The 24,588-nt window shown below is 61.9% G+C and carries 23 protein-coding genes; 9 read left to right on the top strand and 14 right to left on the bottom strand.

What is annotated here, in order from left to right:
- The first annotated feature begins 305 nt into the window (after positions 1 to 305).
- Both AAIE04_RS15020 and AAIE04_RS15015 read left to right on the top strand, forming a co-directional pair.
- Entirely contained in the window at positions 306 to 2,102 is a 1,797-nt protein-coding gene (locus tag AAIE04_RS15020; protein ID WP_498577250.1) for a glycoside hydrolase family 3 protein, read from the top strand.
- A gap of 127 nt (positions 2,103 to 2,229) precedes the next feature.
- Entirely contained in the window at positions 2,230 to 3,516 is a 1,287-nt protein-coding gene (locus AAIE04_RS15015) for a glycoside hydrolase family 10-like protein (RefSeq protein ID WP_498577249.1), read from the top strand.
- Positions 3,517 to 3,566: 50 nt separating this feature from the next.
- Here AAIE04_RS15015 and AAIE04_RS15010 read toward each other — a convergent pair whose 3' ends face one another.
- Positions 3,567 to 4,835 carry an MFS transporter gene (locus AAIE04_RS15010; protein ID WP_029988790.1) on the bottom strand — a complete coding sequence of 423 codons (1,269 nt, stop codon included), beginning with the start codon at positions 4,833 to 4,835 and terminating at the stop codon, positions 3,567 to 3,569.
- A gap of 146 nt (positions 4,836 to 4,981) precedes the next feature.
- On the opposite strand from AAIE04_RS15010, the gene AAIE04_RS15005 reads away from it, so the two are divergent.
- The 3 genes from AAIE04_RS15005 to bioD all read left to right on the top strand — a co-directional run bounded on the left by AAIE04_RS15005 (position 4,982) and on the right by bioD (position 8,061).
- A complete protein-coding gene (locus tag AAIE04_RS15005) occupies positions 4,982 to 5,872 on the top strand; it encodes a LysR family transcriptional regulator (protein ID WP_063919397.1) in 891 nt (296 codons plus the stop codon).
- 159 nt (positions 5,873 to 6,031) lie between these two features.
- A complete protein-coding gene (gene mlc / locus AAIE04_RS15000) occupies positions 6,032 to 7,249 on the top strand; it encodes a sugar metabolism global transcriptional regulator Mlc (protein ID WP_004938526.1) in 1,218 nt (405 codons plus the stop codon).
- Between the two features lie 143 nt (positions 7,250 to 7,392).
- Positions 7,393 to 8,061 (top strand): dethiobiotin synthase, encoded by a 669-nt coding sequence (gene bioD / locus AAIE04_RS14995; RefSeq protein ID WP_019455919.1) that lies wholly within the window; start codon positions 7,393 to 7,395, stop codon positions 8,059 to 8,061.
- Positions 8,062 to 8,066: 5 nt separating this feature from the next.
- Here the strand turns inward: bioD and AAIE04_RS14990 are convergent, their stop codons facing one another.
- Positions 8,067 to 8,561 carry a DUF2938 domain-containing protein gene (locus AAIE04_RS14990; protein ID WP_025159726.1) on the bottom strand — a complete coding sequence of 165 codons (495 nt, stop codon included), beginning with the start codon at positions 8,559 to 8,561 and terminating at the stop codon, positions 8,067 to 8,069.
- Between the two features lie 70 nt (positions 8,562 to 8,631).
- Between AAIE04_RS14990 and AAIE04_RS14985 the strand changes: the two genes are divergently transcribed.
- Positions 8,632 to 9,024: a helix-turn-helix domain-containing protein gene (locus tag AAIE04_RS14985; RefSeq protein WP_049241177.1), complete on the top strand. Its 393-nt coding sequence runs from the start codon at positions 8,632 to 8,634 to the stop codon at positions 9,022 to 9,024.
- On the opposite strand, the gene clcB is transcribed toward AAIE04_RS14985, so the two are convergent.
- The 5 genes from clcB to AAIE04_RS14960 all read right to left on the bottom strand — a co-directional run bounded on the left by clcB (position 9,021) and on the right by AAIE04_RS14960 (position 13,885).
- Positions 9,021 to 10,322 carry a voltage-gated ClC-type chloride channel ClcB gene (gene clcB, locus AAIE04_RS14980; protein ID WP_063919399.1) on the bottom strand — a complete coding sequence of 434 codons (1,302 nt, stop codon included), beginning with the start codon at positions 10,320 to 10,322 and terminating at the stop codon, positions 9,021 to 9,023. The genes AAIE04_RS14985 and clcB overlap by 4 nt on opposite strands.
- A gap of 125 nt (positions 10,323 to 10,447) precedes the next feature.
- The gene (gene osmV, locus AAIE04_RS14975; RefSeq protein WP_019455915.1) at positions 10,448 to 11,587 is read right to left on the bottom strand and encodes an osmoprotectant ABC transporter ATP-binding protein OsmV; all 1,140 of its coding nucleotides are present in this window, start codon (positions 11,585 to 11,587) and stop codon (positions 10,448 to 10,450) included.
- Entirely contained in the window at positions 11,584 to 12,234 is a 651-nt protein-coding gene (gene osmW, locus AAIE04_RS14970; RefSeq protein WP_015377782.1) for an osmoprotectant ABC transporter permease OsmW, read from the bottom strand. Before osmW ends, osmV begins: the two co-directional genes overlap by 4 nt.
- Positions 12,235 to 12,243: 9 nt before the next feature.
- Positions 12,244 to 13,155, bottom strand: coding sequence for a glycine betaine ABC transporter substrate-binding protein (locus tag AAIE04_RS14965; RefSeq protein WP_498577248.1), 912 nt, complete (start codon positions 13,153 to 13,155; stop codon positions 12,244 to 12,246).
- 13 nt (positions 13,156 to 13,168) lie between these two features.
- Positions 13,169 to 13,885, bottom strand: coding sequence for an ABC transporter permease (locus AAIE04_RS14960; protein WP_019455913.1), 717 nt, complete (start codon positions 13,883 to 13,885; stop codon positions 13,169 to 13,171).
- 504 nt (positions 13,886 to 14,389) lie between these two features.
- Here AAIE04_RS14960 and AAIE04_RS14955 point away from each other — a divergent pair.
- Positions 14,390 to 15,877: an MDR family MFS transporter gene (locus tag AAIE04_RS14955; RefSeq protein ID WP_063919401.1), complete on the top strand. Its 1,488-nt coding sequence runs from the start codon at positions 14,390 to 14,392 to the stop codon at positions 15,875 to 15,877.
- 49 nt (positions 15,878 to 15,926) lie between these two features.
- Here AAIE04_RS14955 and AAIE04_RS14950 read toward each other — a convergent pair whose 3' ends face one another.
- Positions 15,927 to 16,226 carry a DUF1161 domain-containing protein gene (locus AAIE04_RS14950; RefSeq protein ID WP_019455911.1) on the bottom strand — a complete coding sequence of 100 codons (300 nt, stop codon included), beginning with the start codon at positions 16,224 to 16,226 and terminating at the stop codon, positions 15,927 to 15,929.
- Positions 16,227 to 16,315: 89 nt separating this feature from the next.
- Complete coding sequence (locus AAIE04_RS14945) at positions 16,316 to 16,684, bottom strand: DUF1283 family protein (protein WP_019455910.1); 369 nt, start codon at positions 16,682 to 16,684, stop codon at positions 16,316 to 16,318.
- A gap of 148 nt (positions 16,685 to 16,832) precedes the next feature.
- Between AAIE04_RS14945 and AAIE04_RS14940 the strand changes: the two genes are divergently transcribed.
- Positions 16,833 to 17,159: a YnfA family protein gene (locus tag AAIE04_RS14940; RefSeq protein ID WP_004938563.1), complete on the top strand. Its 327-nt coding sequence runs from the start codon at positions 16,833 to 16,835 to the stop codon at positions 17,157 to 17,159.
- Between the two features lie 36 nt (positions 17,160 to 17,195).
- On the opposite strand, the gene ydfG is transcribed toward AAIE04_RS14940, so the two are convergent.
- The 5 genes from ydfG to fecI all read right to left on the bottom strand — a co-directional run bounded on the left by ydfG (position 17,196) and on the right by fecI (position 22,718).
- A complete protein-coding gene (ydfG, locus tag AAIE04_RS14935) occupies positions 17,196 to 17,945 on the bottom strand; it encodes a bifunctional NADP-dependent 3-hydroxy acid dehydrogenase/3-hydroxypropionate dehydrogenase YdfG (protein WP_198636415.1) in 750 nt (249 codons plus the stop codon).
- A 109-nt stretch (positions 17,946 to 18,054) separates the two neighbouring features.
- Positions 18,055 to 18,576 carry a GNAT family N-acetyltransferase gene (locus tag AAIE04_RS14930; RefSeq protein ID WP_019456504.1) on the bottom strand — a complete coding sequence of 174 codons (522 nt, stop codon included), beginning with the start codon at positions 18,574 to 18,576 and terminating at the stop codon, positions 18,055 to 18,057.
- 199 nt (positions 18,577 to 18,775) lie between these two features.
- Positions 18,776 to 21,127, bottom strand: a complete 2,352-nt coding sequence (fecA, locus tag AAIE04_RS14925) for a TonB-dependent Fe(3+) dicitrate receptor FecA (RefSeq protein WP_498577247.1) — start codon at positions 21,125 to 21,127, stop codon at positions 18,776 to 18,778.
- Between the two features lie 113 nt (positions 21,128 to 21,240).
- On the bottom strand, positions 21,241 to 22,197 hold the full coding sequence (gene fecR, locus AAIE04_RS14920) for a ferric citrate uptake sigma factor regulator FecR (protein ID WP_498577246.1): 957 nt from the start codon (positions 22,195 to 22,197) through the stop codon (positions 21,241 to 21,243).
- Complete coding sequence (fecI, locus tag AAIE04_RS14915) at positions 22,194 to 22,718, bottom strand: ferric citrate uptake sigma factor FecI (RefSeq protein WP_025159729.1); 525 nt, start codon at positions 22,716 to 22,718, stop codon at positions 22,194 to 22,196. Before fecI ends, fecR begins: the two co-directional genes overlap by 4 nt.
- A 428-nt stretch (positions 22,719 to 23,146) precedes the next feature.
- On the opposite strand from fecI, the gene guaD reads away from it, so the two are divergent.
- On the top strand, positions 23,147 to 24,463 hold the full coding sequence (gene guaD, locus AAIE04_RS14910) for a guanine deaminase (protein ID WP_498577245.1): 1,317 nt from the start codon (positions 23,147 to 23,149) through the stop codon (positions 24,461 to 24,463).
- The last annotated feature ends 125 nt before the right edge of the window (positions 24,464 to 24,588 follow it).

Raw genomic sequence — 24,588 nt, 5'->3', positions numbered from 1 at the left:
TACTATAGAAGAGTGGCGGACTGGGGGCAACATCGGCAAACGAGGAGGGCGCGGCTTCACTGGCCACCCGGCTTGCCAGCGAAAAATGCGCCAGAAGGGCCTTCTACAGCAGGGCGCGAAATAGACATTGCATTGGTAGGGGTTTGATTCATTGATGGATTTTTTCTGTTGGTTGATATTTTGTTTGATCCATTTTCCGTTTGCCGTTGTCCAACCGCTGAAACAAACAGAATGGCAGGACGCTGTGAGCCCTTCGGGTTATCTTTTTTTCTGTCATTAACGGGTGCTTTAAACGGAGGTTTACTGTGGATATTAAACAGAAAGTCAAAAACATGACGCTGGAAGAGAAAATCGGGCAAAAAATCATGCTGGATTTTCGCTACTGGGATCAGAACGGTAGCAGCAATCAGGATATGACCGTTCCCGACGAAGCCATTGGCAAACTGATCGCCGATAACCACATCGGTGGGGTGATCCTGTTTGCCAATAATCTAAAAGACAAACAGCAGATTAAAACGTTGACGGCCTGGTATGCCGCGATGAAAACCCACGCGGGCGTTGGTTTGTTTATTGGCACGGACAACGAAGGCGGCAACGTTTTCCGGCTGCCACGCGGCGACTACGCCTCATTCCCCGGCAATATGGCGCTGGCCGCCGCGATTGAAGGGGGCGCGGATAAACAGCTCGCCGTTGAACAGGGCAAACTGATGGCCCAGGATATGCGTGCGTTGCATATCAATACCAACTTTGCCCCGGTCGTGGACGTTAACACCAACCCGTTCAACCCGGTGATTAACGTTCGCGCCTTCAGCGATGATAAAAACGCCGTTGCCCGCCTGGCGGAAAACATGGTGGCGGGGATGAAACAGCAGGGGCTGATCACCGCGTACAAACATTTCCCCGGCCATGGCAGCACCTCCACCGATTCGCACACCGGTTTGCCCCGCGTCGATCGCACGAGGGAAGAGGCTTTTGCCATCGATATCGCCCCTTACAAACAGGCTATCGATCGCTGCGCTGCGCCGGATATGGTGATGACTGCGCATATTCAGTACCCCGCACTGGATAACAGCCAGATCGACACCCGCAACGGTGAAAAAATCACGGTGCCGGCCACCATGTCGCTCGAAATCCAGACCCAGATCCTGCGCAATGAGCTGGGTTATGCCGGCGTAACGATTTCAGACGCGCTGGATATGGGCGCGATTGCCGAGCATTTCAGCCAGCAAGGGGCGGCTGAAAACGTCTTTGTCGCCGGGGTGGACATCGCTCTGATGCCTGTCAGCATCGCCTCGCCGGCGCAGGCGAACCTGCTGCCCGAGCTTATCCGCTACATTGCGCAGCGGGTGAAAAGCGGGCATCTCAGCGAGGCCGATATCGATGCCTCTGTCGAGCGCATTTTGCGCCTCAAATTACGTCATAACCTGATGGGCCATAGCGATAAATCGTGTTCAAACGGCGTTTCGTCTTCCGCGCATCAGCTGGAGAAACGCATCGCCGATCGTTCCATTACCGTCGTTATCAACCGTCAACGTCTGCTGCCGTTAAAGGACAAGGCGCTGCGCTACTTTATTCTGACGCCATGGGGCGAGCAGGCCAAAGGCATTGCGAACGTGATGGCGCAGGAGGGGTATCAGAACGTCGTGGCCGCGAAGGAAACGGAACTGAGCGATGCCCAGATCAGGGAACATATTGCCGGCTGCGACGTGTTCCTGCTCGGCACGCTCTCAACCCGCTTTACGCCTGCCGAGCAGGATGGCGTGGTTACCTCCGCAACCGGGGCGGCTAATGATACCAGTCCTTATCCGGGATGGCTGAAATACGCCGCCGAACAGGGGAAAAAGCGCGTTCATCTTTCACTGCGCGCACCTTACGATATCGTGAACTATGCCGCAGAGGTGGAGGCGGCTGTCGCTACCTATTCCTATTACGGCTATGACAGTGGCGTGTGGCGCGGCCACTCGATGGTATCGCTGGCGCAGGTGCTGACGGGTAAAATCAAACCGCACGGCAAACTGCCGGTTAATACCTGGCATGACTACGATGAGCAAACCAATACCGGCAAGGTGGCGTTCCCTCGCGGGACTGGGCTGAGCTGGTGATGGGATAAGGAGAGGCGTCGTCTGAGAAGGGCGGCGCCGGTCGCTAAACCGCGTTGCGAAAGCGGGCGGTTTCTTGCTCCGCACGCCGCGACATGGGATAACCGTCACTCACGGAAGGAGAACACTGATGCCGACAGGCGCAACAAAATTAGGCGGATGGCTGTTGATGGCCGCCATGCTGGGCGTGGGCGGATGCGCCAAGCCCCCCGAGCCGGAGAAGCCCACGCAGCCCATACCGCCGGCAACGCCGATGCGGGGCATCTGGCTGGCCACGGTTATTGGCCTGGACTGGCCGCCGGCGGCCTCCCTGAAAGCGGCCACCGCGCAAGAGCGGGTTCGCCAGCAGAAGCAGGGGCTGACGGACGCGCTGGACGAGATGGCAAGAGCCGGGATTAACACTGTGTATTTTCAGGTTAAGCCGGACGGCACGGCCCTGTGGCGCTCGAACATCTTGCCCTGGTCTGGGGTATTGACCGGCACGGTGGGCCAGGACCCGGGCTACGATCCGCTGGCCTTTATGCTGCAGGAAGCGCGTCGGCGCGGCATCAAAGTGCATGCCTGGCTGAATCCTTATCGGGTTTCCATGAACACCGGGCAGCAAACGATCGATGCGCTTAACCATACGCTGCAGTCCCCGCCGGCCAGCGTCTATGCGCTGCATCCCGACTGGGTACGCACCGCCAGCGATCGCTTCGTGCTCGATCCCGGCCTGCCCGACGTGCGCAACTGGATCACCAGCGTCGTGGCGGAAATTGTCAGAAACTATGATGTCGACGGCATCCAGTTTGACGATTATTTCTATTACGAAACGCCGCAATCGCCGCTGGATGATGAAAAGACCTATCGCCAATACGGCAAAGGGTTTGCAGACAAGGCCAGCTGGCGAAGAGACAACACGCTGCAATTGATAAAGCAGGTTTCCGCCACCGTGAGAGCGTTAAAGCCCGCCGTCGCGTTTGGCGTCAGCCCGGCGGGGGTATGGCGAAACAAGGCGGACGATCCTGCCGGTTCAGCGACTCAGGCCGGCGCGCCATCGTACGATACGGCCTATGCCGATACGCGCCAGTGGGTAAAACTGGGGCTGCTCGACTATATCGCACCGCAGCTGTACTGGCCTTTTGACCGTGAAATTGTCCGCTACGACGTGCCGGCCAACTGGTGGGCCGAGGTGGTGAAAGGCACGCCGGTCCGGCTCTATGCCGGGGTGGCGCTGTATAAAGTGGGTACGCCTTCCGCCAGCGAACCGGCCTGGACCTTCGACGGCGGCGTCCCTGAGCTGAAAAGGCAGTTGGATCTCAACGAAAGCCTGCCGGGGATGGGAGGAACGATACTGTTCCGGCAACGTTATCTGACTGAGCCGCAAACGCATCAGGCGGTGGAATACCTGCAAACTCGCTGGAAACCCGGTCAATAATCACAGCGTTGGCATCACGAGCCGCGGCTAACCACCGCGGCTTTTTCCATTCACAGGCGCGCCGCTTCCGGCAGCCGTTTCAGGTAATGCACCACCAGCAGCGCCAGCAACAGCATCAGGCTGATGAACGCCGCCACGCCATTCCAGCCGAAACTGTGCCAGAACACGCCGCCGAGGGTACCGGCCACGCTGGAGCCGACGTAATAACAGAACAGATACAGCGACGACGCCTGTCCTTTGGCGCGGCGCGCGCGGCGGCCGATCCAGCTGCTGGCCACCGAGTGGGCGGCGAAAAAACCGGCGGTGAACAGCATCATGCCGATAAAGATCGCCGGCACCTGCGGCAGCGCGGTAATCAGAATCCCGATCAGCATAATTGCGATCGACGCCAGCAGCACCGGGCCACGCCCGAAGCGTGAGGTGAGCGCACCGGCCTTGGGCGAACTGTAGGAGCCGGTGAGGTACACCACCGACAGCAGGCCGACGATCGCCTGGCTCAGGTGATAAGGGTCCGCCAGCAGGCGATAGCCAATGTAGTTGAACAGGGTGACGAAACTGCCCATCAGCAGGAAACCTTCCGCGAACAGCAGCGGCAACCCTTTATCGTGCCAATGCAGTTTAAAGTTGATCAGCAGGGTGCGCGGGCGCAGCGAACTGGCGCGAAAATGCCGCGAGGCGGGCAGGATGCGCCAGAACATGCAGGCGGCGGCGAGGGCGAACAGCCCGATGACGCCCAGCGATACGCGCCAGGAGAAGAAATCGGTCAATACCCCGGTGACCAGGCGGCCGCTCATGCCGCCGATCGAGTTGCCGCTGATATACAGCCCCATCGAGAAGGCGACGAAGCTCGGATGGATCTCTTCACTGAGATAGGTCATGCCGACCGCCGCCACGCCGCTCAGCGACAGGCCGATCAGCGCGCGCATCAGTAAAATGCCGTGCCAGCTGGTCATAAAGGCGCAAATCAGCGTGCAAACCGCCGCCAGCAGCAGCGCCACCACCATGACCGACTTGCGGCCGATGGCGTCGGACAGCGGCCCGGTGAACATCAGGCCGATCGCCAGCAGGCCGGTGGAGACCGAGAGCGACAGGCTGCTTTCCGCCGGCGATACGCCGAAGTCTTGCGACAGCACCGGCAGAATCGGCTGCACGCAGTAGAGCAGCGCGAAGGTCGCCAGCCCGGCGGAAAACAGCGCCAGCGTTACGCGCATAAACTGCGGCGTGCCGCGTTCGATATAGGGGAGTTTATTGTTGAGGGTGGAGCGTTTTACTTTTGGCGCAGCGGCCGCGTCATCGTTGGCGGCCAGCGTCGACGGCATCACGGCCGCAGAACGCACAGGGGTTGTCACAGCGTTTCCTTACCGAACTTCGGGGAGATAACAGACACTTTACAGATGACAAAATGATAGGGAGCGGCTAGTTTTTTGTCTAATATATTAATAATTCAAATTAAGACGTTTTACATATGAATATCGAATTGAGACACCTGCGTTACTTTATCGCCGTGGCCGAGGAGCTGCATTTTGGCCGCGCGGCTGAACGGCTGCGTATCTCTCAGCCGCCGCTCAGCCAGCAAATTCAGGCGCTGGAAGAGATGGTCGGCGCGCGGCTGCTGGCGCGCAACAACCGCAACGTCAGTTTGACGCAGGCCGGGGAGATGTTTCTTAAAGAAGCCTATCAGGTGCTCGATCAGGTCGGGCGCGCGGCGGAAAAGGCGGCGCGCCTGGATCGCGGCGAACTGGGGGAAATGACCATCGGGTTTACCTCCTCCGCGCCCTTTATCAGCGTGGTGTCGCGCAGCCTGCGCGCCTTTCGCCAGCAGTCTCCGCAGGTACATATCAAGATGCGCGAAATCAACACCAAGCAGCAGATCGAACCGCTGCTGAACGGTGAACTGGATCTGGGGGTGATGCGCAACACGCGGCTGCCGGAAGCGCTGCACTATCAGCTGCTGCTGCGCGAACCGCTGGTGGCGGTAGTGCCGGAAGGGCATCCGCTGGCGGAAACGCCCGGCGGCGCGCTGCGTTTTCAACATCTGGCGCAGGAGCCGTTCGTATTTTTCTCGCGTGAAGTGGGCACCGCGCTGTACGACGAAATTCTGCTGCTGCTGAGCAAGGCCGGTATCACCCCGTATATCACCCAGGAAGTGGGAGAAGCGATGACCATCATCGGTCTGGTCTCCGCCGGGTTGGGGGTATCGATTCTGCCGGCTTCTTTCGCCCGGGTGCGGGTGGACGGCGTGCGCTATTTGCCGCTGGCGGAGCCGGACGCCACCACCGAAGTGTGGCTGGTTCATCATCGCCGGCGGCCGCTGACCGCGGCGGCGCAGTCGCTGATGGCGTTGATGCTGAAATGACGTTGAGATTGGGCAAATAAAATTCAATTCACGCTGAAATTGCGAGGAATTTGTGCAGCAAATCACATAACGAATCAAATAGTTGACGCTGTATGACAAAAGCCCCACCATAACCCCTAGTCTTTATTTAGAAGCGCGAAAAATAGTAGGAGCAGGTTTGTGATTGCGGTTGGGCAGCCTGGGCATATTGATCAAATCAAGCAGACCAATGCGGGGGCGGTTTATCGGCTAATCGATCAGCTGGGCCCGATTTCGCGCATCGAACTGTCAAAACGCGCGCAGCTGGCGCCCGCCAGCATCACCAAGATCGTGCGCGAGCTGCTGGAAGCCCATCTGGTCAAGGAAACTGAGTACCAGGAGATCGGCAGCCGGGGGCGGCCGGCGGTGGGGTTGGTGCTGGACACCGAAGCCTGGCACTACCTTTCCGCCCGCATCAGCCGTGGCAGCATCACGCTGGCGCTGCGCGATCTCAGCAGCAAACTGGTGGTGGAGGAACAGCTGCCGCTCGCTGCCGAACACCCCGAACCGCTGCTGAAACGCATCCTGACCGAAGTCGATCAGTTCTTTATCCGCCACCAAAGCAAACTGGAACGGCTGACGGCGATCGCCATCACGCTGCCGGGCATGATCGACGTGCAGTCCGGCGTGGTACACCGCATGCCGTTTTACGACGTGCTGGAGATGCCGCTCGGCCCGGCGCTGGAAACCCGCACCGGCCTGCCGGTTTACCTGCAGCACGACATCAGCGCCTGGACCATGGCCGAGGCGCTGTACGGCGCTTCGCGCGGCAGCCAGAACGTGATTCAGGTGGTGATCGACCACAACGTCGGCGCCGGGGTGATCACCGGCGGCCATGTGCTGCACGCCGGCAGCCACAGCGTGGTGGAGATTGGCCACACCCAGGTCGATCCTTACGGCAAGCGCTGCTACTGCGGCAACCACGGTTGTCTCGAGACCGTGGCCAGCATCGAGAACATGCTGGAGATCGCCCAGCAGCGGCTGAGCGGCTCGATGAGTTCCAGCCTGCACGGCGCGCCGTTGACCGTCGAATCGCTGTGCGACGCGGCGCTGGCGGGCGATCAGCTGGCGCGGGACATCATCCTCGGCGTCGGCCACAGCGTGGGGCGCATTCTGGCGATCATGGTCAACCTGTTCAATCCGGAGAAGATCCTGGTAGGATCGCCGCTCAACCGCGCGGCGGAGATCCTGCATCCGGCCATCGCCTCCTGCATTCGGCAGCAGGCGCTGCCGGCCTACAGCGAGCAGGTCAAGGTCGAATCCACGCAGTTCTTCAATCAGGGCACCATGCCCGGCGCGGCGCTGGTGAAAGAGGCGCTGTATAACGGTTCATTGCTGGTGCAGTTGCTGCAAGGCTAACTTCAGAACATCTTATTAATCCGCAAAAGATTGAGCTACCTCAAGCCCCTACGCGGCAGCATCCCCTAGAATTTTTCCGATAGACTTCCTCGCCGCCGATGCGGCGACACATTGTTAACGGGGCATTCCGGGGCATTTTATTCATGTTGAAGCGTTTATTTGTTACAGGCACGGATACCGACGTCGGTAAAACCGTGGTTTCACGCGGGTTGATGCAGGCGCTGGCCGCCAACGGCCGTTCGGTGGCCGGCTATAAGCCGATCGCCGCACGTTGCCAGGAAACCAGCGAGGGCATCCGCAATAAAGACGCTTTGGTATTGCAGGCATCCTCCAGCCTGCCGCTGTCTTACGAGGAGATCAATCCCATCACCTGTCTGGATGAGGTGTTTCACGCCCATGCGAGCGAGGACATCAACTACGGCGTGATGAGCAGCGGCCTGCGGGATCTGTCGGCCAAAGCCGATACGGTAGTGGTGGAGGGCAGCGGCGGCTGGCGGGTGCTGATGAACGATCTGCGGCCTTACGCCGAGTGGGTGGTGCAGGAGCAACTGCCGGTGGTGCTGGTAGTGGGCATCAAACTGGGCTGCGTCAGCCATGCGTTGTTGACCGCTCAGTCGATCATCAACGACGGCCTGCCGTTGTTGGGCTGGGTGGCCAACCGCATCAATCCGGGGCTGGCGCACTATGCCGAAACCATCGCGGCGCTGCAGCAGCGCATACCTGCGCCGCTGCTGGGTGAGATCCCGTATCTGCCGCGCGCGGAACAGCGCGAACTGGCGCACTATCTCGACATCTCCACGCTGCTGCGCTAGCGCGGTCAGGCCAGCAAAGGGGCCAACAGACGGGCGGAGACAAACAGCCCCAGGCCGTACACCGTATGCACCAGCAGGCTGATGATGCGGCTACGCGTCGGGTTGGGGGTATTCGCCGCCGCCACGCCAAAGCCCAGCGCCGGCTGCATCACGAAGAAAGGCGCCGCCAGGCTCAGCCAGCCGCTCAACAGTGCGACCAGCGGCGCCGGTGCGGCGTACCAACCGATGCCCGCCAAACCGAGCGGGATAAAGGCGAAGGCTACGCCGATCGCATAGTGCAGCAACCATCCTGTCGCTTTTTCTCCTCGCCGCACCGGCGACGCCATGATCGGCGCGTGATAAAACCGGCCGTCGAACAGGCCGATAAACCAGCGGCCAACCAGCGCGTAGTTAAGGGGCGGGATGCCCAGCACGCGCTTTTGCACGATGGCCCACAGGTCGGTGCACAGCGTGGCGCCCACTCCGGTCAGCACAATCATCAGTAAAATTTCTGTCGTCATTTTCGTGTCCTTAAAGTCACTCATGGTGTAATGTGCGCACAGTGTGCAACTTAAAGTCGACTTCAAGTCAATGGAAAAAGAACTGGATATTGGCGAGGTGGCGCGTTTGAGCGGCATCGCGCCCTCGGCACTGCGGCATTACGAGAAAAAGGGGCTGATCGCGTCGATAGGCCGCAACGGTTTACGCCGCCAATATGCCGCCGGTGTGCTGGATCAACTGAAGCTGATCGCTCTCGGGCGGTTGGCGGGATTTACGCTGGATGAGATCGCCTCGCTGTTTGACGAGCGGGGACGCATCGCCCTCGATCGCCGGCTGCTGGCGGCGCGGATTGAAGAACTGGATCGCACCCTGCGGCGTTTGGGGCAGGTGCGCGCCGGTTTGCAGCACATGGTCGATTGCCCTGAACCGGAGCACCTGCAGTGCCCGCAGTTCAGGAAGTTGCTGCAGCAGGGCGAGTTTTAAGCCTCGCGTTTGGGCGGCGGCGCGGTGTGGTAGACCGATACCGGCCGCAGACCGCGCGACACGGTGGTGGCGATCACGCAGGCCAGCAAAATGCCGGGCAGCAGCGCGTATTCGCCGGTCATTTCAAACACCATCAGCGCCGCCATGATCGGCGCATGGGTGGTGGCGGCCAGCAGGGTGGCCATGCCGGTCAGCGCCAGCAGCAGCGGCACCGCCGCATCCATGCCCGGCCACAGGCCGAACAGCTGGCCGATCATCGAACCGAGCGCGGCGCCGACGAACAGCGTCGGGGTGAAGACCCCGCCGGGCGCGCCTGAACCGCTGCTGGCGAGGATCGCCAGCAGTTTGCACACCAGGATCGCGCCCAGCAGCAACACCCCTGGCGGCGCGATCAACAGCGCCTGCACCACGCTATAGCCATTGCCCCACACCTGCGGGAACAGCAGCGAAAGCAGCCCGACGATCAGGCCACCCAGCGCCAGCTGCAACGGCGGTTTCAGGCGCAGCGATCGGAAGGCGCGGCCGGTGGCGGTCATCAGCCATAAAAACAGCGGCCCGCCGGCGCCGGCCACCACGCCGACCAGCGCCATCAGCAGGTATTGCGTCGGCAAGGGGGCGGCGAGCGGCGTCACCAGATAGAGCGGCGCCTGGCCGCCGTTGAGCAGGTTGGTCATCAGCAGCGCGCTCACCGCGGCGATCACCACTGGCCCGAGCGAGGCCAGCATCAGGGTGCCGAACAGGATCTCGGCGATAAACAGGCTGCCCGCCAGCGGCGCATGGTAGGCGCTGGCCATCCCGGCGGCGGCGGCGCAGGCCACCCACAGTTTCCACTCTTTCTCGTGTGTAAAGCGCTGGGCGAACAGCGAGCCCACCAGCGCCGCCAGCAGGATCATCGCGCCTTCGCGGCCGATGGCGCTGCCGCTCGACACCACCAGCAGCGACGCCAGGCATTTCACCAGGCTGGCGCCGGTGTCCAGCTTGCCGTTGCCGGTCTCTATCGCTTCCATATAGTCGGTGGGCGCCGCCGGGCGCTGGTGACGGTAGCGCTGGTGGATATACAGCAGCAGGCCCGCCGCCAGCCCGCCCAGCGCCGGGGTCAGCGCGCGCCGCCAGCCCGGCAGCGCGGCGGCGGCGGCCACAAGGCTGCCGTCGGCATTGCCGAGCAACAGCCACTCGAGGCCAATCATCGAACGGTGAAACAGCCACACCGCCAGGGCGGCGGCGACGCCGATAAACACGGCGATAAACAGGCTGCGCAGCAGGGCGCGATAGTGGTGCAAGTGGACCAATCTTTTCATGCGTGGGCGGCGTCGTGAGAAAAATCAAAGGGTCATCAGCGCATTGTGCTTGGCGCTCCGGCCGATGACCAGTGAATCTTTATCAAACTGCGGCATGGGCGGGGCGGCGGTCGCCCCGGCGCGGATTACTGCGGGGTCAGCACCCGGCGCGTACGGCCGGAGCTGAGGTAGTCGGCGATGTAATCCTGCGAGATTTCGCCGCTGTAGCGGCCGTCTTCATCGACGATCGGCATCCAGGAGGTGTTGTGCTCGTACAGCTTCGACAGCACCACGCGCAGGTTTTCCTCCGCTCTGGCGGTGACGCGAAAACGGTGCAGGCTGTCGGCGCAGACGCCCGGCGCGCCGCGCGCCTCGCGGCGTTTGACATAGCCCAACGGTTTGCCGTCGGCGTCGACCACCGTCACCGAGCGGGCGTCGATATCGTCCATCAGCCCGAACGCCTCCGCCAGCGGCGTTTCCCGGCGCACCGTCACCGTTTCCTGTTGATCGGCCACGTCGCCAGCCTGTACCAGCAGCAGGCGCTTCAGCGTACGATCCTGGCCGACAAAGGAGGCGACGAATTCGTTCGCCGGCCGCGCCAACAGCTCATCGGCGCTGGCGTTCTGCACGATCTTGCCCTGGCGGAACACCGCGATGCGATCGCCAAGTTTCAGCGCCTCATCGATGTCGTGGCTCACCAGCATCACGGTCTTTTTCAGCTGGCGCTGCATGTCGAGAAACTCGTTCTGGATGGTTTCGCGGTTGATCGGATCCACCGCGCCGAAGGGTTCATCCATCAGCAGCACCGGCGGATCGGCTGCCAGCGCGCGGATCACGCCGATGCGCTGCTGCTGCCCGCCCGACATCTCTTTCGGGTAGCGGTGCAAAAAGCGCTTCGGATCCAGCGCCACCATGCTCATCAGCTCCTCGGCGCGATCGTGGCAGCGTTTCTTGTCCCAGCCCAGCATGCGCGGTACCACGGTGATGTTTTCCTCGATGGTCATGTTGGGAAACAAACCGATCTGCTGGATGACGTAGCCGATTTTGCGGCGCAGGCTGACGGTATCCAGCGTGCTGGTGTCTTCGCCATTGACCAGAATGGCGCCGGCGGTAGGTTCGATCAGGCGGTTGATCATCTTCAGCGTGGTGGTTTTACCGCAGCCGGAAGGGCCGAGCAGCACGCAGATTTCGCCTTCCGGCACGTCCAGATTGATGTTGTCGACGGCGTTGAACGGTGTGCCGTTCTTTTGCATGAACTGTTTGGTCAGATTTTCCAATTTAATCATGAGCGGATCCCCTTGGGCGTGAGCGCAATTTGCAAACGGTGCAATAACCAATCGAGGACGATCGCCAACAGGCTGATCATCACGGCGCCGGTAATCAACTGGCGGATGTCGCTGCTGCTGATGCCGTTGAGCAGCAGCAGGCCGAGGCCGCCGGCACCGATCACCGCGGCGATCGCCATCACGCCGATGTTCATCACCACGGCGGTGCGGATGCCGCCGAAAATCACCGGCAGCGCCACCGGGATCTCCACCCAGCGCAGGCGTTGCCAGAACGTCATGCCGATGCCGCGGCCGGCCTCGCGCAGCCCGCCGGGCAGGTTGTCGAGCGCGGTGTGGGTATTGCGCACGATCGGCAGCAGCGAGTAGAGAAATACGGCGGTGATCGCCGGCACATAGCCAATGCCGTGACCGATTAAGGAAAACAGCGGGATCATCAGCCCGAACAGGGCGATGGAGGGCACGGTCAGCACCAGCGTGGCCAGGCTCAGCACCGGCGTCGCCAGCCACTTGTGGCGGACGATCAGCACGCCGAGCGGCACGCCGATCAGGATTGCCAGGCCGACGGCGACGCCGACCAGCAGCAGGTGTTCCAGCGTCAATCCGGCGATATAGGCCCAGTTTTGCCAGGCGTAAAGTAAGGTATTCATCATGCCTCCCTAAATCAGGCCGCGCTGCTTGAGGAACGCGTCGGCGACCTGTTGCGGCGTCTGGTAGTCGATATCCACCCTGGCGTTAAGCTCGGTGATCACCTGGTTATTGAACTGTTTCGACAGCGTGTTCAACGCCTCTTCCAGCCCCGGCGTGTTTTGCAACACCTCGGCGCGCACCACCGGCGTGACCGCATAGCTCGGGAAGTAGCCTTTGTCGTCTTCGAGCACCTGCAGATCGAAGCCTTTCACCCGGCCGTCAGTGGTGTACACCAGCCCGGCGTCGACGAAACCGTCGCGGATGGCGTTGTACACCAGGCCCGGATCCATCTGGCGGATTTGCGGGCGATCCAGCGGCATGTCGTACAGCGCCTGCATCGGCTTCAGGCCGTCAGAGCGGCCGGCAAACTCCAGGTCCAGTCCCAGCAGCCAGTTGTGCTTCGGGTCGTTTTTGCGCACCTGTTCCACTTTGGCCACCAGCTGCGACATCGTGCGGATCTGCTCTTTTTCCGCGCGCTGGCGCTGCATGGCGAAGGCGTAGGTGTTGTTCATGTCCGCCGGCTGCAGCCACACCAGGCCGAGTTTGGCGTCGAGTTTTTTTACCGTGTCGTAGGTTTCCTGCGGCGACATGCGCTTATTGATGTGGTTAAAGATGATCAGCGAGGTGCCGGTGTATTCCCAGGTCATGTCGATCTGCTTGTTGATCATGGCGTTGCGGGTGATCACCGTGGCCAGGTTGGTCTTGGGTATCACCTGAAATCCCTTGGCCCGCAGGTATTGCACGGTGATCGCCGACAGAATGCGCTGTTCGGTGAAGTTCTTGCTCGCCAGCGTCAAGGGGGCGGCCCAGGAGGCGGCCGCGCCGCTCAACAGCAAGGAGAACAGCAGCGCGTGGCAAGTGCGTTGTAACCATCGAGTCATCGCGTCTCTCCCTTCAGGATGCGGTGTGCGGGCTGAGCCGGCGGCCGAGCCCGGCCAGCGCCAGATCGAGTAGCAGGGCGATCAGCGCGGTGGCGGCGGCGCCGAGGATCAGCGTCGGGAAGTCGTTCAGGTAGATGCCGGGGAAGATCAGCTCGCCATAGCTGCTGGCGCCGATCAAAAACGCCAGCGGCGCGGTGCCGACGTTGATCGCCATCGCGATGCGCACCCCGGCGAAGATCACCGGCAGGGCGTGGGGCAGTTCGACCTGGCGCAGCCGCTGCCCGGCGGTCATGCCAATACCGTTGGCGGCCTCTGTCAGCGCCGGCGGCACCGAACGCAGACCGGCATAGGTATTGCGCACGATGGGCAGCAGCGAAGCGAGGAACAGCGCCACCACCGCCGGCCGATCGCCGATGCCGATGATCACCATCGCCAGCGCCAGCACCGCCAGCGGCGGCAGGGTGTTGCCGACGTTGAAGATCTGCATCACGTGTTCCGCCCAGCGGCGGGCGAAGGGGCGGCTCAGCAAAATGCCGCTGGGAATGCCGACCAGCAGCGACAGCAGCATGGAACACACCACCAGGAACATGTGCTGTTGGCCGAGGTAGATCAAATCTTCCCGGCGCGACATGAGGGTTTTCCAACCGATGCCGTAAATCAGCAGTGCGATGACGGCGATAAACAGCAGGCTCCCGAAGAGCAGGCGCCGGTATGGCGCGGACTTATGCATGATGTTGCGTCCTCCGTTGCGCGGAGCGGCCGGCGGCGCACTCCACTCTGATTGTTACCCACTGCCCGGCGGGCGTGGCGGTACAAAACGGGCGTTTCGCATGAGGTTAGCGACATTGAGCGAAGGGTGTGTTCGGCATAGCGTGCTGAACGGTGGCTCAATACGTGAGTTAATCAGCATAAGATACTGATATTTAAACTAGAGAAAGCACGAAGCCCAATGACCCCGGCTAGGGAAGGTATAGCACCCTGTCGTTGGCCATGCCAAGTTTTATGAACAAAATCAGTTGATTGAGCTTAGGCGGATCTGCGCCTCAGCCCGCGCCAGCGCTGGGATGCGCGGAAAGTAAAAAAAATCCGCCGCAAATCGTTACGCCGTAACAATTAGTCCAAATGGTGCGATTCGCCGGCGGCAGCGGCAGGATGTGAGGGCGGATAAACCTGCCGCAGGCGCTTGCTGATATACTCAGGGAAAATAAAAACGCCAGGAAGCCTGCATAACGCCATGACAAATAACGTTTCACCCGCACCTATCGCCCACCGCCCGCTGATCCTGATCGCCTGTATGCTGGCTATGTTCATGTCGGCGATCGAAGCCACCATCGTCGCCACCGCCATGCCGACCATCATCGGCGATCTCGGCGGCTTCTCGTTGCTGGGCTGGGTGTTCGCGGTCTATTTGCTGTCGCAGGCGATCACCATCCCCATCTACGGGCGGTTGGCGGATCTCTACGGCCGCAAGCGGGTGTTCTTCTTCGGCGCCACGCTGTTCCTGCTGGGGTCGGTGCTGTGCGGTTTCGCCCCGGACATGTATTGGCTGATCGGTTTCCGTTTATTGCAGGGGCTGGGGGCCGGCGCCATCATGCCGATCGCTTCCACCATCATCGGCGACATCTACAGCGCCACCGAGCGGCCGAAAGTGATGGGATATCTGTCGAGCGTATGGGGCGTGTCGGCGATCATCGGCCCGCTGTTGGGGGCGTTTATCGTGCAGCACCTGCCGTGGGCGCTGGTGTTCTGGGTCAACCTGCCGATCGGCCTGTTGGCGATGTTCTTCCTTTGGCGCTATCTGCCGGCGCATCAGCAATTGCGCCGGCACGCGCTGGATCTGGCCGGCACCGCCTGGTTGACGCTGTTCGTTTCCGCGTTGCTGCTGGCGCTGTTGCAGATGGAAAGCCTGGGATGGTGGGTGGTGCCGCTGCTGGCGCTGGCGGCGGTGTCGCTGGCGCTGCTGATCCGTCAGGAGCGGCGCGCGGTTGAACCGCTGTTCCCGCTGGCGCTGTGGCAAAGCCGGGTGATCGTCGCCGGCAACATCGGCGGGCTGGTGATCGGCGCGGCGATGATGGGCATCAGCGCCTTTCTGCCCACCTTCATTCAGGGCGTGATGGGCGGCTCACCGCTGGAAGCGGGCACCACGCTGGCCTTGATGTCGATCGGCTGGCCGCTGGCCAGCACGCTGAGCGGCCGTTTGATGCTGATGACTTCGTATCGCGCCACGGCGCTGTTGGGCGCGCTGCTGCTGGTGGCGGGCGGCCTGATCCTGCTGATGCTGCAGCCGGACGGCGGCCTGCTGTGGGGCCGGGTGGCGGCGTTTATGGTCGGCGCCGGCATGGGGCTGTGCAACACCACGTTTCTGGTTTCGGTGCAGAACGCGGCGCATTACAGCATTCGCGGCATCGCCACCGCCTGTACGGTGTTTACCCGCATGGTGGGATCGGCCATCGGCACCGCCATTCTGGGCGCCACGCTGAACCTCAACCTGCAGTGGCGTTTGCCGCAGATCGACGATCCGGTGCAGCGGCTGATGGAGCCGGCGGTGCGGCACAGCATGGGGGGCGAGGCGCTGGCGCAGTTGACCCAGCAAGTGGCGGCTTCGCTGCATTGGGTGTTCCTGGTGTCGGCGTTGGTGTCGTTGCTGGCGCTGGCGGCGGCGATGCTGATCCCGGCCCGTTGTCGGCCGCAGGGCGAAGAAGAAGAGGCGGAGCAGGCATAAGGGATGAGAAAGGGCGCTGCTGCAGCGCGCCCTGGGTAGCCGGTGCGGCTTACTGAGTGTTGGAGGTATCCTGGCTGGTGCCGGTCTGCGCCGCGTCACCGCGATCGTCGCCGTTGTTCAGGCGGGTATAAACGATCTTCTGGGTGTCGTTTTCGCAGTGCCCAACCACCTGGCCGCCCGCTTGATCGGCCTGATCGTTTGGCACGATCTCCAGTTTGAAGCCGGACTCCGGAACGCCGTTATTGACGATTTTTTGCGAAATGTCGGCTTTCACGCTTTCGCAGGAGGCCAGGGCCGCCAATGGCGCGCCGGCCAGCAGCACAGCGGTTAATATCAGCGTTTTTTTCATCACGTCATCCTTTTAGACAATGGACTTCCTGTAACAGGATAGCAGCAACGGCGGCCGGGTTTCACGCTCGCCCGCCCGCCGCAGGGGGATTAAGGATTAATCCGACGCCCGGTCTGGCGATCCAGACATTTACGGGTATCCGGCTCCCAGTAGGCGTTAACGTTGTTGCTGTCGTTGCAGCGATCTTCGTCATCCGCCGCGCGGTCGGCCTTGTCGAACTCTTTCTCGACGCGGGTGTTAACCTTGTGGCGCAGGGTTTTGGTATCATTCCACTGCTCTTTGCTCTGGCGCGCTTCTTCGGTGCTCATCGCGCCGCTGCCTTTGCCATCGACGGTGACGCAGGTGCTGCCCTGAGTGCAGGTGGCGGCCAGCGCCGGCGCCTGCCAGGCGCCCATTACGGCCAGCATGGCGACCGGCAGCATCCCGCGCAGCAGTCGTTGGGTCGAAAATGTTTTCATCGTTTCATCCTTATGAGTGAGTGCGCCTGATGATGGCGACACTGGCGTTACCTCGCCCGCAGGCGTGGTGACAAATATACCACCGCGCTCCTGGAATTCACCAGCCAAGCGCCGATTCGTTTAATTTACCGAGAGAAAACTGCGACCGATGTTAAAAACTACGCTGTTGTTTTTTGCGACCGCCCTGGCTGAAATTATCGGCTGTTTCCTGCCTTATCTGTGGCTGAAGAAGCAGGGTAGCGCCTGGCTGCTGCTGCCGGCGGCCTTGAGCCTGATGCTGTTCGTCTGGCTGTTGACGCTGCATCCGGCGGCCAGCGGGCGGGTCTATGCGGCCTACGGCGGCGTGTATGTGGCGACGGCGCTGCTGTGGCTGCGGGTGGTGGATGGCGTGAAGCTGTCTGCGCTGGATTGGGTCGGCGCCGGCGTGGCGCTGGCGGGCATGCTGATTATCGTTTCCGGCTGGCGCGCGGCCTGAGGAAACGCGGCGGGAGTCGCCTCCCGCCGTCGCGGCTCAGGCACCGCGGTGGATGTTCAGCCCGGCGAAGGACTGGCTGACCGGCATCATTTCCAGCGTGTTGATGTTGACGCGCGCCGGCAATGTCGCGACCCAGAACACCGACTCGGCGATGTCTTCCGGCGTCAGCGCATCGGCGCCTTCGTAGGTTTTGTTGACCTTGCCGTCATCACCCTTGAAGCGCACGTTGGAGAACTCGGTACCGCCCACCAGGCCGGGCTCGATATCGGTCACGCGGATGCGCGTGCCGTGCAGATCGGCGCGCAGGCCCAGGCTGAACTGCTTGACGAACGCCTTGGTGGCGCCGTACACGTTGCCGCCGGCGTAAGGCCAGTTGGCGGCGGTGGAGCCGATGTTGATCACATGGCCGACGTTGCGCTCGACCATGGCGGGCAGCAGCGCGCGGGTCATGTTCACCAGCCCTTTGGCGTTGGTGTCGATCATGGTTTCCCAGTCATCGGCGTTGGCCTTGTGCGCCGGCTCCAGCCCCAGCGCCAGCCCGGCGTTGTTCACCAGCACGTCAATCTGGCGCAGCTCGGCCGGCAGCGCTTCGATCGCCTGCTGAATGGCGGCGCGGTTGCGCACGTCGAGCCGCACGATGTGCAGCGCTTCGCCCAGTTCTTCCTGCAGCTCTTCGAGACGCTCAAGGCGGCGCCCGGCGGCGATCACCCGATGGCCTTCACGGATAAAACGGCGTGCGATCGCCTCGCCGAAACCGGAGGTGGCGCCGGTAACAAAAATAATCATGTTGCTGTTCCTCAACTGTTTTTACCCTACATGCCTCTATCATTAGCACAAACCCGCAGGCAGTGGCAGCGGTTATCGCGGCGGAAAGAAAAAAAGCAAACCGGGCCGATCAGCGTTGAGGCGGCAGGTGGTACACCACCGCGTCATACTTGATGCGTTCGCAGCGGCCGGCCAGCACGCCGCCCAGCGACTCGACGAGGCGGCGGCTGGCGGTATTCTGCTCGGCCACCGGGTAGAGAAAGTGCGGCGGCTGAAAGCGCTCGCTGGCCCAGCGCGCGATACCCTGTACGATTTCACGGCCGTAGCCCTGGCCATGCAGGCCCTCTTTCACCCAGATGCCCAGCTCCGGGGTATGGCTGCGCAGGTTGTGCGCGCCGCCGACGCCGACGAACTGCCGGTCTTCGCGCCGGCGGGCGACGAAGATCACTTCTTCGCCTTCGCGCATCAGCGGCAGCCAGCTTTGCCAGACGTTGGCGAAGTCTTCCGGCGATGCTTCCGGTTCAAAGGTCATAAAGCGCGTCAGAGTTGGGGTGATCGCCTGGTAAACATCGTCGGCGTCTGCTGCGGTAAAGGGGGCAATCAACAAACGGTCGGTGTCCACGCGGCACTGAGAAAGGTCATTGTGATTCATGTTATTTTCCCTCGCTTTTCAGGCCAGAACGGCAAAAAATCCGCGCCCATAAATCGGGGCGGATCGTCGATATTACGCGTATTGGCGTCAGAAGCGACTTATTTTTCACCGCTGCGGCGGTGTGCAGGCGCGGCATTTCGTGACGTCGTCACGTTGGTGGGGAAAGCGGCGGGCAGGGTTGGCCGCCCGCCGCTGAGGGTCAGAACTTCACCGAACCTTGCAGATAGATCGTGCGCGGTTGGCCGACGTACAGACCTTTGTTGTTGTCGTCATAGGCGCGGGTGAAATACTCGTGGTTGAACAGGTTTTTCACGCCGACGCCCAGATTCAGGCCGGCCATTTCCGGGCCGAAATCATAGGCGGCGCGCACGCCCCACAGCATATAGCCGGGGATGCGGCCGGTGCTGCCGTCGGCGCTTTCCGCCTCGGTGTTGGCGTTGTCGGCGAACTGGCTGGATTGGAATTCGCCGTTAAGGTTAAACGCCCAGTTGCCTGGCGTGTAGTCCAGCCCCAGCGTGCCTTTATGCTTCGGCGAGAACGGCACCTGGTTGCCCTTGTAGCCGCCGTCTTCACGAATGGTGGCGTTGACGTAGGCGTAGCTGGCGTAGGCGGTCAGGTCGTCCAGTTTCGGCGTCAGCTGCGACAGATCGTAACGCAGGCTGCCTTCCAGCCCGGCGTGGCGGGTTTTGCCGCGCGCGGTCACGCTGTCGGTCACCTGGTTGGAGTCGTACTGGTTGTTGAAGTTGATCAGGAACAGCCCGATTTCGCCGGTCAGCGCATCGCCGGCGTAGCGAGTGCCCAGCTCCCAGGTGCGCGCCTTCTCCGGTTCGATCTTGCCGCTGTCTACCGCTTTGCCCATCTGGCTATATTGCACGGTGCCGAAGGAGCCTTCGGTGTTGGCGTACAGGTTCCAGTATTCGTTCAGGTGATACATCACGTTCAACGCCGGCAGCGGCGCGTTATAGCTGACGTCGAGGCGGTTGTTCTTGATGTAGTTGTTCTGATACGACTTGATGTATTCGTAGCGCATGCCCGGCGTGATGGTCCAGTCGCCGATGTCGATGCGATCGTCGATATAGAACGCGTGCGCCTCGGTGCCGGACTGGGTGTCGCGATCGTACGGGCTGGCGGTGGACGGCAGCTTGCCGGTGCTGGCTTTAGTGTAGTAGCGCAGCTCGTGGGTGGATTCGCTGACGTAGCGATAACCGACGCCGACCTCGTGCGCCGAGTCGCCCCAGCGGAAACTCTGGCTGTAGCGCGGTTCCACGCCGCGCACCCAGTATTCGCGCGGCGACAGCGTCAGGTTTTTACCCTGATCCAGATAGCCGCTGCGCAGGGTGTAGGTGTAGAAGCTCTGCACGTCGAACTTGTGCTGCTGATCCGGCTGATACTGGTAGCCGAAGTTGGCCAACTGGCGGCGACCCCAGAACTTGTCGTACGGGCGGGTCGACTGGAACGGGTTGGCGTTGTAGTCCGCCCGGCTCAGGCCGCCCGGCATCTCCGCTTCGCCTTCGTAGTATTGCAGCAGGCTGTTGAAGGTGTGCACCTCGTTCGGCGCGTAACGGCTTTTCAGCATCACGTCGTCGATTTTGGTCGCGCTGTGCTCGCGCCAGTCGCTGCCGCGGGTGCCGGAGTAGAGCAGCGCCGCGCCGAGGCCGTTGTCGGCGGTGCCGCCGATCATCAGGTTACCGGTGCCTTTCGGGTGATCCTGGCGCGAGGTCGGGCTGAGCTGCCCCTGCATGCCGGCCTCCATGCCGAAGGTTTTCGGGATGGCGCGGGTGACGAAGTTGACGACGCCACCGACGCTCTGCGGCCCGTAGCGCACCGCGCCGCCGCCGCGCACCACGTCAATCGCATCCATATTGCCGAGCGAGACCGGCGCCAGCGACAGCTGCGGCTGGCCGTAAGGGGCGAAGGGCACCGGGATGCCATCCATCAGCACGGTGGAGCGGCTGGCGAGGCGCGGGTTGAGGCCGCGAATGCCGAAGTTCAGCGCCATATCGTGGCTGCCGGTGCCGTTGTTCTCCGGCGCCACCACGCCCGGTACGCGGTTTAACGCTTCGCGCACGGTGGTGGTGCCGGTTTTGGCGAACTCTTCGCGGCGCACCACGTCGCGCGCGCCGGGATGTTCGAATACATCGATCTGGCGGCCTTCCGCCAGCCAGTCGCCGACCACGGTGATGTCTTCTTCTTTCTGCGGCTGCGGCAGTTTGGCCAGCGTGTAGCCGTTGTTGCCGAGCGCTCGGGCCTGCAGGCCGCTGCCCGCCAGCAGGGCATTCAGGCCGTCGTCGACGCCGTAGCTGCCGTTCAGGCCAGGCGAACGTTTACCGGCGGTTAACGCGCCGTCTACCGAAAGCGCGATGCCGGCGCGAGCGGCGAAAGCGTTCAGCGCGCCGTCCAGCTCACCGGCTGGAATGTGATAGGTGGCCGCGGCGCTGGCGGCGCTCGCCATCAGCGGTGCGGCGAATGCCAGGCCAATGGCCACGGCCAGCGGTTTGGCCCGTTTTCCCCAAAGCGAAGCCGGAGCGACCTTTCCCCAAGCGTTGTTCATACCTTCTCCTGAATCATTTTTATTTATTGCTGCAGTGTTTTCCTGGGAGTCGGATGAGCAAGGCAAAAGGGACAATCAAAAATGCGATTTTTTATCATTTTCATTTAAAAAGTTCAGGCGGGGACGATCTGCAGCCAATAGCGGGTAAAGCTCTGCAGACGTATCGGCAGCGTCTGGCTGAGCAGGGCGAGAGCGCGATCGGTATCGTTGAGCGGGAAACTGCCGCTGACGCGCAGGCCGGCAACGGCCGGATCGCAGCTCAGATGGCCGCGCCGGTAGCGCGCCAGTTCGGCGATCACCCGCTCCAGCCGCCACTGGCTGACGCTCAGCACGCCGCGCAGCCAGCCGTCCTCTTGCGCGGCGAGGTGTTTGTCGCCGAAGGCCGTGGCGCTGAAGCTGATCTGTTCGCCGGCATCCACCCGGCGCGTTTGCCGCGCGTCCTGCGCCAACTGCGCTTCAACCGCATGCTCCAGCACCGTCAGACGCGTCTCGCCGCCGCTCTCGCGCACCAAAAAGCGGGTGCCGAGCGCGCGCATCGCCCCCTGCGGGCTTTGCACCCACAGCGGCCGGGCGTCGCGTCCGGTGATCAGGCTGATTTCCCCGGTGTGCAGGCGGATCAATCGTTGGCGATCGTCGTAATGCACATCGACCGCGCTGGCGGTATTCAGCACCAGCTGGGTGCCGTCGCTTAATACAATGGGTTTGATTTCGCCGGTGGCGGTGCGGTAGTCGGCACGCAGCTCCCGGCCGAGCGGGGACTGATAAAAGAAGCCGCCGCCGCCTACGCCGAGCAACAGCAGCAGGCTTTTCAGCAGCGTGCGGCGGTCGATCGCCGATTGGCGGCCGGCGCGATCGAGCGCGCGGTAGCTGAACTTGCCCGGCACGCCCTGCAGCTGGCTCTGCAACGCTTCGACGCGCCGCCATGCCCAGCGGTGATCGTCATGCTGCTGGTGCCAGGCTTGCCACTGTTGGCGCTGGCGTTCGGTGACGTGCTCATCGCACAGCAGGGCGTACCAGTGTGCGGCCATTTTCAGCGCCTGGCGCTGCTCCGGGGTGATGGCGTTGCTCATGAGAAAACGTCGTTTTCCAGGCTGAACAACAGGCAGTGTTCGGTGGCCTTGGCCATGTATTTTTTAACCGAGCTGACCGACACGCCGAGGCGCGCGGCGATGTCCGCATAGCCCAGGCCTTCGAGCTGCGACAACAGAAAGGCCTGCTTCACCTTGGGCCCGAGGCCGTCGAGCATGGCGTCGATCTGCTGCAGGCTTTCCAGCAGGCTCTGGCGCTGCTCCGGCGACGGGGCGTAGCCTTCCGGGATCAGTGCCAGCATCTCCAGATAAGCGCGCTCCAGCGTTCTGCGGCGGAACAGATCGACCATCACCCGCTTGGCGACGGTGACCAGAAAGTCTTTCGGTTCGCGCAGGGTCGCCGCGGCGTCGCTTTTCAGCAGGCGCATGAAGGTATCTTGCGCCACGTCGTCCGCATCGAACGCGCAGCCCAGCCGTCGGCGCAGCCATCCCTGCAACCAGGCGTGATGGGTGGCGTAGAGGCGCGATAGCGCGGTGTGCGGGGCAGAAGCGGTGGCGGACATGATTTTCGCATTGCTGGTCAAAAAGATGCGCGGATGATAATTGAGAATGGTTATCGTTTCAAGTTTGGCCGTTGTCCGCAGGCCGAGATTCAACCCCCAGGCGCGGCGTTGAAATAAGCCGTGCGCCGTGAAGATATTCGCTTGCCCATTCATGGTGCAGCGGCGCGGTGTTATTTTGGCAGGCAAACGGTTGCTATTGATCTGCCGGAGAGGATCGATGGTTTGCTTTATTCTTTTTTGCCGGTCAATTCCCCTTGATTAATTAATATCATTTTGTTTTTTAACAATAATGTATTTTGGCGCCGTCAACTGGCATACGGCTTGCTATGCTTAAGCCGGTCTTAGCGTTTGGGTAACAAAAGGCATTGTTTCATCTGCGTGGGTTATTACGCGGGTGAGGCGCGCCGGTCGCGACAAGGAAGAAAATAATGGCACTGCAATTCACCACGGCTATTCGTGGCAAATTTTTTGATATCTCCGCCTGTGTGGAGGAGCCGCAACAGCTCGACGAACGCCTGCGGCATGTTCCCGACGGTTTGCTGCTGCTGAACGACGGCGTCATCGTCTGGTTCGGCAGCTGGCAGCAGGGCGAGGCGCTGCTGCCGCCGGGCTTCGCGGTCACGGAATATCGCGACAAACTGATCGTGCCGGGATTTATCGATACCCACATCCACTACCCGCAAACCGAAATGATCGGCGCCTATGGCGACCAGCTGTTGGGCTGGTTAAACAATTACACCTTCCCGACCGAAAGCCGTTACGACTGCCAACGGCACGCCGACGAGATGTCGGCCTTCTTTCTGCAGCAGTTGCTGAGTAACGGCACCACCACCGCGTTGGTGTTCGGCACGGTGCATCCACAGTCGGTCGACGCCTTGTTCGGCCAGGCGCAAACGCTGAACATGCGCCTGATCGCCGGTAAGGTGATGATGGATCGCCATGCGCCGGAGGCGCTGCTGGAAACGCCGGAGCAGAGTTACCGCCAGACGCGTGAGCTGATTGAACGCTGGCACGGCAAAGGCCGCCTCGGTTACGCCATTACGCCGCGCTTTGCGCCCACCAGTACGCCGGCGCTGCTGGCGCAGGTTCAGCGGCTGCGCGAAGAGTATCCCGACGTCTGGCTGCAAACGCACCTGAGCGAGAACCCGCAGGAAGTGGCCTGGGTAAAAGCGCTGTTCCCGCAGCACCGGAGCTATCTGGATGTTTACCATCGTTATGGCATGACCGGCGATAAAAGCGTGTTCGCCCACTGCCTGCATCTGGAGGAGCAGGAGTGGGACTGCCTGTGCGATACCCGCTCGGCGATCGCCTTTTGCCCCACCTCCAACCTGTTCCTCGGCAGCGGGCTGTTCGACCTGCAGCAGGCCTGGCGCAAGCGGGTGAAGCTCGGCATCGGCACCGACGTGGGGGCAGGCACCACCTTTAACATGCTGCGCACGCTGGGCGAGGCGTACAAGGTCGGCCAGCTGCAGCATTACCGGCTCTCTGCTTTAGAGGCGTTCTACCATGCCACCCTGGGCGGCGCCCGCGCGCTGTCGCTGGACGACAAAATCGGCAACTTCAACGTCGGCAAAGAGGCGGATTTCGTGGTGCTCGATCCGGCGGTGACGCCGCTGCAGCAGTTGCGCTGCGCCAACAGCGCCACGTCGGCGGAACAAGGGTTCGTGCTGATGACGCTGGGGGACGATCGCAACATTTATCGCACCTATGTGGACGGTAAGGTGGTTTATCAGGCGGCGCGCTGACGCAGCCGCATTCATTCCTGGTATCGAAGCGTCCAACGTCGCTGTCTTTATCTGGTTATTGTGCGGGAAAAGGCGGGAGAGACGTGAAGTCATTGGCACAGGGTTAACACTGTTGAGCGGATACT

The organism is Serratia sp. Ae19-1 (assembly GCF_059801225.1).
Note: the sequence above shows the minus strand (reverse complement) of the source record. Positions and strands in the feature narration are given on the sequence as shown.